This window comes from Cupriavidus pauculus, from assembly GCF_008801835.1.
In the GTDB taxonomy this organism is placed as follows: domain Bacteria; phylum Pseudomonadota; class Gammaproteobacteria; order Burkholderiales; family Burkholderiaceae; genus Cupriavidus; species Cupriavidus pauculus.
This window is the reverse complement of the sequence record NZ_VZOW01000032.1, coordinates 1-13,062: the sequence shown is the minus strand read 5'-3', so window position 1 is coordinate 13,062 and position 13,062 is coordinate 1. Positions and strand designations below refer to the sequence as shown.

Genomic DNA, 13,062 nt, shown 5'->3' with positions numbered 1-13,062 from the left:
CGCGATCCGCGTGGCGATGGCGCTGTGGCTGGGCGCGTGCGTCGCGGGCATCGCGCAGGCGGCGCCTTCGTTTCGCGAGGTGCGGGACCACTGGCGCAGCGCCGATATCGTAGTGACCGACCGGCATGGCGAGACCGTGGCGCGCGTGCGTGACGATTTCACTGCGCGCCGTGGCGACTGGGTGACGCTGACCGATACGTCACCGGCGTTGCGCACGGCCATCGTGCTGTCCGAGGACAAACGTTTCTATGCGCATAGCGGCGTCGACTGGCAGGGCGTGGCCGCCGCGGCTTGGGCAAATCTGTGGAATACGCGCACGCGCGGCGCGTCGACGCTGACGATGCAGCTGGCCGGTCTGCTCGACGACGATCTGCGCGCCGGCCGCGGCCGCAGCTTTGGACAAAAGCTTGGGCAGGTGGTCAGCGCGTCGTCGCTGGAGCGCGGCTGGAGCAAGGACCAGATTCTCGAGGCGTATCTGAATCTGGTGCCGTTCCGCGGTGAACTGGTGGGCCTGTCGGCGATGTCGCAGACGTTGTTCGGCAAGGCGCCAAGCGGGCTCGACGCGCGCGAGGCGGCGGTGGCCGTGGCGCTGGTGCGCAGTCCGAATGCATCGGCGCTGCAAGTCTCCAAACGCGCCTGCGGCATTCTGCGCGACATGAAACAGCCGCGCGAGTGCGATGGCCTCGACGGCTTCACGACGCTGGCGCTGGCCAGGTCGGTCAGCCTGGGCGGCGATGGCATGTCCGTGCGGCGCGGCGGCAATCTGGCGCCGCATCTGGCGCGAGCCGTGGTGGCACAGGCGCGCGCCGCCACGCCAGCTGGCAGGCCGCTGCCGCCGCGCATCGTGTCGACGCTCGACGCCAACCTGCAGCGCGTGGCCGTGAACAGTCTCGATCGCCATCTGCGCGAGCTGGCCGGCCGCAATGTCGAGGACGGCGCCGTGGTGGTGATCGATAACGCCAGCGGCGATGTGCTCGCCTATGTGGGATCGTCGGGCGCGTTGTCGTCGGCGGCGCAGGTGGACCACGCCGCGGCGTTGCGTCAGGCGGGCTCCACGCTGAAGCCGTTTCTCTATGCCCAGGCGATCGAGGAGCGCCGGCTGACTGCCGCTTCGCTGCTCGACGATCGACCCGTGAACCTGCCCACGGGCGGCGGCCTCTATATTCCGCAGAATTACGATCATCGCTACGCGGGATGGGTCAGTTTGCGCGCCGCGCTGGGATCGTCGCTGAACGTGCCCGCGGTGCGCACACTCGTGATGGTCACGCCCCATCGCTTTCATCGGCGACTGGTCGCGCTGGGCCTGCCGCTGACCCAATCGGGTGATTACTACGGCTACAGCCTCGCGCTCGGCAGCGCCGATGTGTCGTTGCTGTCGTTGACCAACGCGTATCGCAGTTTCGCCAACCAGGGCGCGTATGCGCCGTCGCGCATGACCGTCGAAGCGCCGGCTTTGCAACGCCAGCCGGTGATGAGCGGGGCGTCGACGTACATCATCGGCGACGTGCTGTCCGATCGTCACGCGCGCGCGCGGACCTTCGGGCTCGACAGTCCGCTCACCACGCGGTTCTGGACCGCCGTGAAAACCGGCACCAGCAAGGACATGCGCGACAACTGGTGCGTGGGCTGGTCGCAGCGCTACACGGTGGGTGTATGGGTCGGCAACGCCAGCGGCGCCAGCATGCACGACGTATCGGGCGTGTCGGGCGCCGCGCCGGTCTGGCACGAGGTCATGGAGGCGCTGCACGAACGGACCGCGAGCCGCGCGCCGGCCATGCCGACCGGCGTCGAGCGCGTGGCGCTGCGCTTCGACGACAACCTTGAGCCGGCGCGCGACGAAGTCTTTCTATCGGGCACGGCGCTGCATCGCGTCAGCGTCGGCACGACCGGCCGCGCACCAAGCGCGCCCGCCATCGCCAGCCCGGCCGACGGCACTATCTTCGCGCTGGATCCCGATATTCCGCCGGCCGCGCAGCGCGTCTGGCTTCACGCCGACGGCCTGACTGGCCAGACGGCGCAGGCGGTGAGCTGGCGCATGGACGGCAAGCCGCTGGGCCGCGGCGGGCAGATTGCGTGGCTGCCATGGCCGGGCCGGCATCGCGTGCAACTGGTCGATGCGGGCGGCCAGGTCGTGCATGAAATCGGCATCGAGGTGCGTGGTGCCGGCATACGCGACGCGAAGGTGGAGAAAGTGTCGGCGCGCCGTTGACGCGGTGTCTTCAGCGCGGCGACTGCGGCAATTCGCGCGCCTTCAGGAAATCGACGAACACGCGCAGTTTGGGCGGCATCAGCGCGCGGCTCGGGTAGTAAAGGTAGAAGCCCGAAAACGGCGGCGTCCATTCGTCCAGCACGGTCACGAGCGCGCCCGACGCCAGCGCATCGGCGATATGGTGCGGGAATTCGTAGATCAGCCCCAGGCCGGCCAATGCCGCCTGATGCAGCATCGACTTGTCGTTGGCAATCAACGCCATGCCGATATCGACCGTGAAGGGCCTGCCGCCGCGCGCGAATTCCCAGCGATAGACCGACCCCATCGGGCCAAAGCGATACGGCAGGCACGCATGGCGATGCAGCTCGTGCGGCGTCTGCGGCGTGCCGTGACGCGCCAGATAGTCGGGCGAAGCCGCCACCACCATGCGCAACGGCCCCGTCACCGGAATCGCCACCATGTCCTGCTGCAGCGCTTCGCCCAGGCGCAGGCCGGCGTCGAAGCCTTCGGCGATCAGGTCGACGAAACGATCGTCGGTGACGAGGTCCACGCAGATCGTGGGATATGCGCGCATGAAATCGGTCAGGATCGGACGCAGCGCAATTACCACGGCCGAGTGCGAACTGGTCAGCCGCAGCGTGCCGGCCGGCATGTCGCGTTGCTGGCGGATATCGTCGGTCGCGGCATGGATTTCGGCCAGCGCAGGCTCCACGCGCGCCAGCAATGCCGCCCCGGCCTCGGTCAGGCCCACGCGGCGCGTCGTGCGCTGCAGCAGCCGCACGCCGAGCCGGTCTTCCAGATGACGGATGGTCTGCGAGACGGCTGACGGACTCACGGCCAACGCGGCGGACGCAGCGGTAAAGCTGCCCAGCCGCGCCACGCGCGTAAAGGCGACCAGCGCCGGCAGGGAATCGGAATCGATTGTGAAGTCTGGCTTCATGATGCATGCAGCGTAGCACGCTGTTTCCGCGGGCGTGACGTGGCGATACTGGCCTCCGTCCGGTCGCGCCAGCAAATGTGAGTTGAGCGGGCCGATTCCGAACCAAACCCACCAGGAGTGTCCCGATGACCGCAATGCGCAAACTGGGCCGTGTTGGCCCCGAGGTGTTTCCGATTGGCCTGGGCTGCATGGGAATGAGCGAGTTCTATGGCGCGCACGACGACGCGCAATCTATTCAACTTATTCATCATGCGATCGATAAAGGCGTCAACTTTATCGATACGGCTGATATCTACGGTCCGCACACCAACGAAGAGCTGGTAGGGCGGGCGCTGGCGGGCCGGCGCGACAAGGTGGTGCTGGCCACCAAGTTCGGCATCGTGCGCGATCCCGCCAACTCGGCCGCGCGCGGCGCCAACGGCCGTCCCGAATACGTGCGAGCCAGCTGTGACGCCAGCCTGAAGCGGCTCGGCGTCGACCATATCGACCTCTATTACCAGCATCGCGTCGATCCAGACACGCCGATCGAGGAAACGGTCGGCGCGATGGCCGAACTGGTCAAGGCAGGCAAGGTGCGGTGGATCGGCCTGTCCGAGGCGGGCGCCGCCACGATAGAACGGGCGCATGCCGTCCATCCGATCACCGCGCTGCAGACCGAATATTCGCTGTGGACGCGCGACGTGGACGAGAACGGCATCATGGCCACCTGCGAACGTCTTGGCATCGGCTTCGTGCCTTACAGCCCGCTGGGCCGCGGCTTCCTGACCGGTGCGATCCGCACGCCCGACGATTTCGACGCCGACGACTATCGCCGCACCAACCCGCGTTTCATGGGCGAGAACTTCGCGCGCAACCTGAAGCTGGTCGATGCGGTGCGCGAACTGGCGGCCGCCAAGGGCTGCTCGCCTGCGCAACTGGCGCTGGCGTGGGTGCTGGCGCGCGGCGATCATCTGGTGCCGATTCCGGGCACGCGGCGCATCGCCAACCTCGAGGACAACCTCGGCGCGCTCAATGTGGTGCTGACCCGCGAGGATCTGGCCGATATCGACGCGGTGTTTCCGGTCGGCGCAGCGGCGGGTACGCGCTACGCTGAAACGATGCTGCCGTATCTGTCGCGCTAAGGCGTGCCGGACCGGCGACAATGGCGGTTCTGGTAACGATCCGATTGCCCCGCCGATGACCGCCTTTCTGCCGCTGGATGCCGCCGCCACCGCCGCGCGCCTGCCTTATCCCGAACTCGCCCAGGCCATTGCGGCGATGCTGGCCGAACTGCGCGACGGCACCGCCATGGCGCCGCCGCGCATCGCCTTGCCCGTCGGCGAAGAGGGGCGTGGGCGGGGCACGCTGCTGGTGATGCCGGCCTGCAACCGCGACATCGTGATGACCAAGAACATCACCGTGCATCCTGACAATCCGCAGCGTGGCCTGCCCACCATCCTTGGCGAAGTACTGGTGGCCGATGCCCATACCGGCGAGCGGATCGCCATGCTGGATGGGCCGACGGTAACGGGCCGCCGCACGGCCGCGGTATCGCTGCTGGCCGCGCAGACGTTTGCCCCGGCGCCCGACGGCGAGTTGCTGATCGTCGGCGCCGGCGTGCAGGCGCAAACCCATCTGGAAGCGTTTGTCGCCGGCTTGCCGGTGCGAAAGGTGTGGCTGCAGTCACGCACGCGCGACAAGGCCGAGGCGCTCGCCGCGCACGCCAGCACGCTCGGCGTCGATGCGCAGGTGATCGACGATGTGGCGGCGGTGCTACCGCGGGTGTCGCTGGTGGTGACCGTGACGTCGAGCCGCACGCCGGTACTGCCCGACCTGGACAGCGGCCTCTGGACCGACCGCCATTTCGTGGCGGCCGTCGGCGCGTTCCGGCCCGACATGTGCGAGCTGCCGCCCGGGCTGTGCCACGCGGCCGCCGCCAGCGGCCGTCTGCTGGCCGACACGCTGTTCGGCATCGAGGACGAGGCCGGCGATCTGCTGCAGGCCGGCATCGACTGGAACACGGTGCAGCCGTTCGAGGCAGCGATCCTGCGGGCCGACGCGCTGCGCGCCCGCGCGGGCAGTCCGCTGGTCTTCAAGAGCGTCGGCTATGCGCTGTGGGACCTCGCCGCGTGCATTCTGGCAAGCCGCGACTGACCGCGCGCAATTGACCGGGCGCAGGCCGTACGCCCGGCATTGCCATACGGATGTATGAGTCCGCTACGCAGCAACAAGACCACTCCCTTCGAGTGGTTTTTCATATTTGAAACCGAAACGTTGCGCGCGCGCGTCGCTTCGTTTCGGAAATTGCTGAATTAAGCGCCCGCTTTATGGGTTAACCCTGTCTTTAGGGCAATTCTTCTATCCTCGTGTCCCGTGTTTGAAACAGTCGGTGCAGCCCGCGCAGGATAATGCTTGGCTTGCAGTCGTTGTATTCAAAAGAGGACGGAGTAAGAGGAACAATGCAAAAGATCTATAAGAAAATTCTGGTAGCGGCCGCGGCGATGACCCTGGCTGGCGTGGCGCAGGCGCAGTCCGCGGGAAGCAATATCGTGAGCTTTGGCTGGATGCGCGTGATGCCGACCGGCCACTCGGAATTTCTGACCATCGATTCCGTCGCCGGACGCCCCACCGGCGGCCTGCAGCGCCAGAACACCGGTGCGACGATCGATTCGGCCGATACGCTCGGGCTGGTGTTCAGCCACTATTTCACCGACCACATCTCGGGTGAATTCGTGCTCGGCGTGCCGCCCAAGCATGACGTCAGCGGCGACCGTGGCTACGAAAAGTACGGCAAGCTCGGCGAAGTGCGCCAATGGAGCCCCGCCGCCGTCGTCAAATGGCACTTCTTTGATGCGAAGACCAAGTTCCGCCCGTACGTCGGTATCGGCGTGAACTACACGTGGTTCACCGGCGAGAGCGTGACCAACCAGAGTTTCGTGCAAGGCGAGTTCGGTCCGGGCTCGACCATGGCCGCGTCGGCCAAATCGTCGTGGAACCCGGTGTTCAACGTTGGCGCCAACTATGCCGTGACCGACAACTGGTTCGTCGGTATTTCGGTGTCGTATGTGCCGATCTCGACCACCGCCAACTTCACCACGACGCTGGCCAATGGCGCCAAGATCCAGTCGCACACCAAGATCAAGATCGATCCGGTGGTGACGTACCTGAGCGTCGGCTATCGCTTCTGACCGTTCGTCCGATTGCGGACACGTCAACATGAAAAAGGGCACCCGCGGGTGCCCTTTGCTTTTGGCGCGCCGGCGATCAGGCGGCCGACTTCACCGGATAGCCTGCGGCCTCGATCGCCTGCTGCAGGGCCTGGCGGTCCGCGCCGCTTTGCACCTTGACCGACTGGGCAGGCACGTCGGCCGCCACCTGGGCCGACGGGTCGACCGCGTGCACGGCGCGGGTGATGGCACCGACACAATGGTTGCAGGACATGCCTTCGACTTGGAACTGGATCATCGCGCCGACTCCTGTTGGTAATGGCAATGGATAACTTCGGGTGAAGTATGAACCTTCCCACCATGGGAAGCGCAAGCCCGAAATGCAGCCCGGAATGCGGCCCCAACGTCGCCCAAGCGCCGTGCGATGGCAAACCGGATCGCCCCGGGTCGGCAAGCCTTGACCTTCCAATGATGGTAAGGTCCACAGTGCATCTGTCGCGCTCCGTGCGCTTAAGCCAATCTGCCCATGTCCACGTCCGCCGCTCCCCTGAATCCTTCCGAATGGCGCCTGCCCGTCGAGGGCATGACCTGTGCCTCGTGCGTGCGCCGCGTCGAGAACGCCCTGGCCAAGGTGCCCGGCGTGCACGATGTGGCGGTCAACCTGGCGACCGAGCAGGCCACGCTGCACGCCGAGGACGCGGCGGCGCTGACTGCCGCCGCGCAGGCCGTGGCCGATGCGGGATACGACGTTCCGCGCGATGCGATCGAACTCGATATCTCGGACATGACCTGCGCGTCGTGCGTCGGCCGCGTGGAGCGCGCGCTGCGTGCAGTGCCCGGCGTCGTCGACGCCCAGGTGAATCTGGCGACCGAACGTGCCAGCGTGACGGTATTGCGCGGCGCGGCCGACGTGGCAACGCTTGCCGCCGCGGTGACGCGCGCAGGCTATGGCGCGAAGCCCGTCGTCGATACCGCAGCGCTGGGTACGGCCGAAACCCGGTCCGATTTCTGGTCGGGTCCGTGGCCGGTGGTGCTGTCGGCGGCGTTGTCGTTGCCGCTGGTGGCGCCGATGGTGCTGGAATGGTTCGGCATCCACGCCATGCTGCCGGGCTGGCTGCAATGGCTGCTGGCCACGCCGGTGCAGTTCGTGTTTGGCTGGCGCTTCTACAAGGCCGGCTACAAGGCGGTGCGCGCGGGCGCCGGCAATATGGATCTGCTGGTGGCGCTGGGCACGTCCGCCGCGTATGGGCTGTCGATCTGGCAGATGTTCATGGCCGGCGACGCCATGCCGCATTTGTATTTCGAAAGTGCGGCGGTGGTGATCACGCTGGTGCGGCTCGGCAAGTGGCTGGAAACGCGCGCCAAGCGCCAGACCGCCGACGCCATTCGCGCGCTGGCCGCGCTGCGCCCCGACACCGCGCGCGTGCGGCGCGACGGCGTGGAGCAGGACATCGCGCTGGCGCTGGTGCGCGTCGGCGATGAAATCGTGGTGCGCCCCGGAGAGCGCATTCCGGTCGATGCCGAAGTGATCGACGGCCGCAGCCACGCCGACGAATCGATGCTGACTGGCGAATCAGTGCCCGTGCCGAAACAGCCCGGCGACAAGCTGACCGGTGGCGCGATCAACTACGAAGGCCTGCTGGTGGCGCGCACCGTGGCGGTCGGCGCGGAGACCGTGCTGGCGCGCATCATCCGCATGGTCGAGCACGCGCAGGCCGCCAAGGCGCCGATCCAGCGCATGGTGGATCAGGTCAGCACGGTGTTCGTGCCGGTGGTGCTGGCCATCGCGCTTTTCACGCTGCTGGGTTGGGGCCTGGTTGCGCACGACTGGAGTCAGGCGTTGCTCAACGCCGTGGCGGTGCTGGTGATTGCGTGCCCGTGCGCGCTCGGGCTGGCCACGCCGACCGCGATCATGGCTGGCACCGGCGCCGGCGCGCGCGCGGGCATCCTGATCAAGGACGCCGAGGCGCTGGAGGTGGCGCATCGCGTGTCCGTGGTGGCGTTCGACAAGACCGGCACGCTGACCGTCGGCAAGCCCGAAGTGGTGGCGCTGCAAGCGGCCGATGGCGACGATGCGGCGTTGCTGGCGAAGCTGGCCGCGCTGCAGGCCGGCAGCGAACATCCGCTGGCACGCGCGGTGATGACGCAGGCACAAGCGCGCGGCATCGCGGTGCCCGCGGCCAGCGAGGTACGCGCCCTGCCGGGCCGCGGCATCTCGGGCTTGGTGATGGGGCAGCCGCTGCAGCTGGGCAGCGAAGGCCTGCGCGTGGAGCTTGGCGCCGATGCGCTGGAGCTGCACGCGGTGGCCGAACGACTGCGCGGCGAGGGACGCACGGTGTCGTGGCTGATCGATCCGGTGCTGCGCACGGTGCTGGGACTGGTGGCGTTCGGCGATGCGCTCAAGCCGGGCGCCCGGGCGGCGATTGCGCGCCTGCGCGCCGCGGGCATTCGTACCGTGATGCTGACCGGCGACAACGCGGGCGCGGCGGCGCGCGTCGCGGCGATGCTGGGGCTCGACGAATTGCAGGCCGAGGTGTTGCCGCAGGACAAGGCTGCGCGCGTGGGTGCGCTCAAGCGCAATGGCGAGGCGGTGGTGGCGATGGTGGGCGACGGCATCAACGACGCGCCGGCGCTGGCGGCGGCCGATGTCGGTATTGCCATGTCGACCGGTACCGACGTGGCGATGCACGCAGCAGGCATCACGCTGATGCGCGGCGATCCCGCGCTGGTGGCGGACGCGCTGGCTGTGTCGCATCGCACGGTGCGCAAGATTCGTCAGAATCTGTTCTGGGCATTCATCTACAACGTGATCGGCATTCCGCTAGCCGTCGCGGGTCTGCTCAATCCGGTGGTGGCGGGCGCGGCGATGGCGTTTTCCAGTGTCAGCGTGGTCAGCAACGCCTTGCTGCTGCGCCGCTGGCATCCGCTGGCCGGTGCCGGCGAGGCCGACCAACAGGAGGCGATGCAATGAATATCGGCGAAGCGGCGCAAGCGTCCGGCGTTTCCGCGAAGATGATCCGTCACTACGAATCGATCGGACTGGTTGACGCGCCGCCACGCAGCGAAGGCGGCTATCGGCGCTACGACGAACGCGCGGTGCACACCTTGCGCTTCGTGCGGCGCGCCCGTAATCTCGGTTTCTCGCTCGACGAAATTCGCGGGCTGTTGTCGCTGTGGCATGACCGCGGGCGCGCCAGCGCCGACGTCAAGGCGCTGACGCTGAAGCACGTGGCTGACCTGGAAGTGAAGATTGCAGAACTGGCCGCGATGCGCGATACCTTGCGCGCACTGGCCGAAGCGTGCAGCGGCGACGAGCGGCCCGATTGCCCGATTCTTTCGGACATGGCGCGGCTCGACGAGGACAACTGCGCTGCGTGCCACAAGTAACGGCGCGGATCGCGCGGCGCCTTCCGGCCGCGCATGCCGCCGTGGCGCGCGCCGCATCATCGATCGCGATACAAAGCACAACCGGCAGGTCCGACCAGGAGACGATGGGGATGAACCAACCTGTGGGCGCCGCCGGATTGCCCGGCGCGCATGAATCGGCCATGACCGGCACCGCAGCCACGGAATCGCGCCAGCGCATGCGCGACGGCACCGAGCTGCTGCTGCGCACGTGGCTGCCCGATGCGCAACGGTTTCCCGATCCGCTGGGCACCGTGCTGCTGGTGCACGGTCTTGCCGAACATAGCGGGCGCTATGGCCATGTGGCGGCCGCGCTATGCGCGCTGGGCCTGCGTGTGCGCGCCTACGATCAGCGCGGCCACGGTGCCAGCGGCGGTCCGCGCATGGTGGTGCCGCACGTCGACGCGTATCTCGACGATCTCGCCGAAATCTACGATGCGGCGCTGCGCCAATGGAACGAACTGCCGATCGTGCTCGGCCACAGCATGGGCGGTCTGGTGGCCGCGCGGTTTGCCACGGCGCGCGTGCGCCCGATCCGCGCGCTGATCCTGTCGTCGCCCGCGCTGGCGCTGAAGCTCAGCAACACCATGCTCACCTTGCATCGCGTGCTGCTGGCGCTGGTGCCGCGACTGCGTGTGCCGAATCCGATTGATGCGCGGCTGCTTTCGCACGATCCGGAAGAGGTGCGCGCCTATCGTACCGACCCGCTTGTGCAGGGCACCATCAGCGCCAGCGTGCTCGAATGGTTCATTCGCGGCATGGCGCGCGCGCAGGCCGATGCGCCGCAACTGGAAGCGCCGATGCTGATGCTGGTGGCCGGCGCCGACCGCGTGGTCGACCCGCAAGGCAGCCGCGCTTTCCACGACCATGCGCCGCCGGATCTGCGCGACATGGTGTGGTTCGACACCGGCTATCACGAGATCTTCAACGAGGCGCAGCCGCTGCGCGGTGAAGTGCTGGTCGCATTGACCGATTGGCTGAGTCGGCATCTCGTCGCTCCGGCAAAGCCCTGACGGCGGCGCGCTGTAAGACGTGCGATGATCTCTCGATTCCGACAAGAATCACCCGATGCCCTCAGGGCGCGAAGGAAGCAAGGGATATGGAGACGTACGACTACATCATCGTGGGAGCGGGCTCCGCTGGCTGCGTGCTGGCCAACCGTCTGACACAAGATGCCGATGTAAGCGTGCTGCTGCTCGAAGCGGGCGGCAAGGACGACTACCACTGGATTCACATCCCGGTCGGCTACCTGTACTGCATCGGCAATCCGCGCACCGACTGGCTTTATCGCACTGTGGAGGAGGCGGGCCTGAACGGGCGCTCGCTCGGATATCCGCGCGGACGCGTGCTGGGCGGATCGTCGTCGATCAACGGCATGATCTACATGCGCGGCCAGCGCGAGGATTACGACGACTGGGCGCGCATCACCGGCGACGATGGCTGGCGCTGGGACAACGTGCTGCCGCTGTTCAAGCGCAGCGAGGACCATTACCGCGGTGCCAACGAATTTCACGGCGCTGGCGGCGAGTGGCGCGTCGAAGCACAGCGCCTGCGCTGGGACATTCTCGAACGCTTTATCGAGGCGGCCGAGCAGGCCGGCATTCCGCGCACCGACGATTTCAATCGCGGCGACAATTTTGGCGTCGGTTATTTCGAGGTGAACCAGCGCCGCGGCATTCGCTGGAATACCGCCAAGGCGTTTTTGCGCAAGGCGTCCGACCGTCCCAACCTGACCATCGTCACGGGCGCGCAGGTCAGCGCGCTGACTTTCGATTCGCCCGATGGCCGGCGCTGCACGGGCGTGCAGTATCACGGCGGCGGACAGCCCATCGAAGCGCGCGCTACGCACGAAGTGATCCTAGCCGCGGGCGCGGTCAATTCGCCGCAACTGCTGGAGCTGTCTGGCATCGGACAGCCGGAGCGGCTGCAGGCGCTGGGCATTCGCGTGCGGCACGCGCTGCCTGGCGTGGGCGAGAATCTGCAGGATCATCTGCAACTGCGCACGGTCATGAAAGTGCAGGGCGTGCGCACCTTGAATACGCGCGCATCGAAATGGTGGGGCAAGCTCGGCATCGGCCTGCAATACGCGTTCAACCAGAGCGGGCCGATGAGCATGGCGCCGTCGCAGCTCGGTGCGTTCGCGCGCAGCGATCCGGGCCAGACGCGCGCCAATGTCGAATATCACGTGCAGCCGCTGTCGCTGGACAAGTTCGGCGATCCGCTGCATGACTTCAACGCATTCACCGCCAGCGTTTGCAACCTGCGTCCCACATCGCGCGGCAGCGTGCATATCGAGCATGCCGATTTCCGGCGCGCACCGCGCATCGCGCCAAATTACCTGTCCACTGAAGAAGACCGCAAGGTCGCGGCCGATTCGATCCGGCTGACGCGGCGCATCGTCGCATCGCCCGCGCTGGCGCCGTACAAGCCCACCGAATGGCTGCCCGGCCCGGCCTTCCAGACTGACGAACAACTGGCCGAAGCGGCGGGCGCGATTGGCACGACCATTTTCCATCCGGTGGGCACCTGTCGCATGGGCGCGGGCGACGATGCGGTGGTCGACAACCGGCTGCGCGTGCGGGGCATTGCCGGGCTGCGCGTGGTCGACGCATCGGTCATGCCGCTGATCACGTCGGGCAACACCAACTCGCCGACGATCATGATTGCCGAACGCGCCAGCGACATGATTCGCGCCGACCGCAAGGCGGCCGCGAGCGGTGCAGCAAATTCACCCGAAATCGTCGCGCCCTTACCCGTCTAGGGGTCTTCCACGATACGCCGCACCGACGACTCCACGCAGTCGTCGGTGCGGCGCCACGCATCGCAAAAGCGAGACATCGTAAATGTCTTGCGCCTAGTGCAAACCCCGATGTTTTGCGACGCAGCAGGCGCACACAATAGTCGCCGGTATACGGTGCCGCCGCCTTCACTTCGCGTCACTGTCATGCCCCGGCAGCCGCACCGTCCACACCTATACCAAGCGGCAATATGGCGACAAAGCGCCGCAGTTCGAACCATTGTCAGTGCCGGGCAAAACCTGGCATCGCAGCAAGAGGGCGGGCAGGAGACTATGACTCAGGAAATCATCCTGGAAACACGGAACCTCACGAAGGAATTCAAGGGGTTCACCGCAGTAAGCGACGTGAATCTGTGCGTGCGTCGCGGCTCGATCCATGCATTGATCGGACCGAACGGCGCGGGCAAGACCACTTGCTTCAACCTGCTCACGAAATTCCTGGAGCCCACCACGGGCACCATTCTCTTTAACGGCATCGACATCACGCGCGAAAAGCCCGCACAGATTGCGCGGCGCGGCGTGATCCGCTCGTTCCAGATCTCCGCCGTGTTCGCGCACCTGACCG

At 66.9% G+C, this 13,062-nt stretch carries 11 protein-coding genes; 9 read left to right on the top strand and 2 right to left on the bottom strand.

Features of this window, described 5'->3' with window-relative positions; translation table 11 throughout:
- Positions 1-16: 16 nt before the first annotated feature.
- Positions 17-2,209 (top strand): penicillin-binding protein 1C, encoded by a 2,193-nt coding sequence (gene pbpC, locus F7R19_RS23640; RefSeq protein ID WP_150982224.1) that lies wholly within the window; start codon positions 17-19, stop codon positions 2,207-2,209.
- Positions 2,210-2,219: 10 nt separating this feature from the next.
- Here pbpC and F7R19_RS23635 read toward each other — a convergent pair whose 3' ends face one another.
- Entirely contained in the window at positions 2,220-3,149 is a 930-nt protein-coding gene (locus F7R19_RS23635) for a LysR family transcriptional regulator (protein WP_150982204.1), read from the bottom strand.
- Between the two features lie 125 nt (positions 3,150-3,274).
- Between F7R19_RS23635 and F7R19_RS23630 the strand changes: the two genes are divergently transcribed.
- The 3 genes from F7R19_RS23630 to F7R19_RS23620 all read left to right on the top strand — a co-directional run bounded on the left by F7R19_RS23630 (position 3,275) and on the right by F7R19_RS23620 (position 6,316).
- Positions 3,275-4,270, top strand: a complete 996-nt coding sequence (locus F7R19_RS23630) for an aldo/keto reductase (RefSeq protein ID WP_150982203.1) — start codon at positions 3,275-3,277, stop codon at positions 4,268-4,270.
- A 55-nt stretch (positions 4,271-4,325) separates the two neighbouring features.
- The gene (locus F7R19_RS23625) at positions 4,326-5,282 is read left to right on the top strand and encodes a delta(1)-pyrroline-2-carboxylate reductase family protein (RefSeq protein WP_150982202.1); all 957 of its coding nucleotides are present in this window, start codon (positions 4,326-4,328) and stop codon (positions 5,280-5,282) included.
- A gap of 305 nt (positions 5,283-5,587) precedes the next feature.
- Positions 5,588-6,316 (top strand): OmpW/AlkL family protein, encoded by a 729-nt coding sequence (locus F7R19_RS23620; RefSeq protein WP_061958592.1) that lies wholly within the window; start codon positions 5,588-5,590, stop codon positions 6,314-6,316.
- Positions 6,317-6,392: 76 nt separating this feature from the next.
- Here the strand turns inward: F7R19_RS23620 and F7R19_RS23615 are convergent, their stop codons facing one another.
- Entirely contained in the window at positions 6,393-6,593 is a 201-nt protein-coding gene (locus F7R19_RS23615; protein WP_061958593.1) for a heavy-metal-associated domain-containing protein, read from the bottom strand.
- A gap of 228 nt (positions 6,594-6,821) precedes the next feature.
- Here F7R19_RS23615 and F7R19_RS23610 point away from each other — a divergent pair, with 228 nt between their 5' ends.
- The 5 genes from F7R19_RS23610 to F7R19_RS23590 all read left to right on the top strand — a co-directional run.
- Positions 6,822-9,266 carry a heavy metal translocating P-type ATPase gene (locus F7R19_RS23610; RefSeq protein WP_150982201.1) on the top strand — a complete coding sequence of 815 codons (2,445 nt, stop codon included), beginning with the start codon at positions 6,822-6,824 and terminating at the stop codon, positions 9,264-9,266.
- Positions 9,263-9,682, top strand: coding sequence for a Cu(I)-responsive transcriptional regulator (cueR, locus tag F7R19_RS23605; RefSeq protein ID WP_150982200.1), 420 nt, complete (start codon positions 9,263-9,265; stop codon positions 9,680-9,682). Before F7R19_RS23610 ends, cueR begins: the two co-directional genes overlap by 4 nt.
- Positions 9,683-9,792: 110 nt before the next feature.
- Positions 9,793-10,713: an alpha/beta hydrolase gene (locus tag F7R19_RS23600; protein WP_150982199.1), complete on the top strand. Its 921-nt coding sequence runs from the start codon at positions 9,793-9,795 to the stop codon at positions 10,711-10,713.
- Between the two features lie 86 nt (positions 10,714-10,799).
- The gene (locus F7R19_RS23595; protein ID WP_150982198.1) at positions 10,800-12,461 is read left to right on the top strand and encodes a GMC family oxidoreductase; all 1,662 of its coding nucleotides are present in this window, start codon (positions 10,800-10,802) and stop codon (positions 12,459-12,461) included.
- A gap of 309 nt (positions 12,462-12,770) precedes the next feature.
- A partial coding sequence (locus tag F7R19_RS23590; RefSeq protein WP_150982197.1) for an ATP-binding cassette domain-containing protein occupies positions 12,771-13,062 on the top strand: 292 nt, incomplete at its 3' end.

Excerpts from the sequence above, each read along its gene's own strand:
- pbpC (WP_150982224.1), top strand. The coding sequence starts at position 17 with ATGGCGCTGTGGCTGGGCGCGTGCGTCGCGGGCATCGCGCAGGCGGCG.
- F7R19_RS23635 (WP_150982204.1), bottom strand. The coding sequence starts at position 3,149 with ATGAAGCCAGACTTCACAATCGATTCCGATTCCCTGCCGGCGCTGGTC.
- F7R19_RS23630 (WP_150982203.1), top strand. The coding sequence starts at position 3,275 with ATGACCGCAATGCGCAAACTGGGCCGTGTTGGCCCCGAGGTGTTTCCG.
- F7R19_RS23625 (WP_150982202.1), top strand. The coding sequence starts at position 4,326 with ATGACCGCCTTTCTGCCGCTGGATGCCGCCGCCACCGCCGCGCGCCTG.
- F7R19_RS23620 (WP_061958592.1), top strand. The coding sequence starts at position 5,588 with ATGCAAAAGATCTATAAGAAAATTCTGGTAGCGGCCGCGGCGATGACC.
- F7R19_RS23615 (WP_061958593.1), bottom strand. The coding sequence starts at position 6,593 with ATGATCCAGTTCCAAGTCGAAGGCATGTCCTGCAACCATTGTGTCGGT.
- F7R19_RS23610 (WP_150982201.1), top strand. The coding sequence starts at position 6,822 with ATGTCCACGTCCGCCGCTCCCCTGAATCCTTCCGAATGGCGCCTGCCC.
- cueR (WP_150982200.1), top strand. The coding sequence starts at position 9,263 with ATGAATATCGGCGAAGCGGCGCAAGCGTCCGGCGTTTCCGCGAAGATG.
- F7R19_RS23600 (WP_150982199.1), top strand. The coding sequence starts at position 9,793 with ATGAACCAACCTGTGGGCGCCGCCGGATTGCCCGGCGCGCATGAATCG.
- F7R19_RS23595 (WP_150982198.1), top strand. The coding sequence starts at position 10,800 with ATGGAGACGTACGACTACATCATCGTGGGAGCGGGCTCCGCTGGCTGC.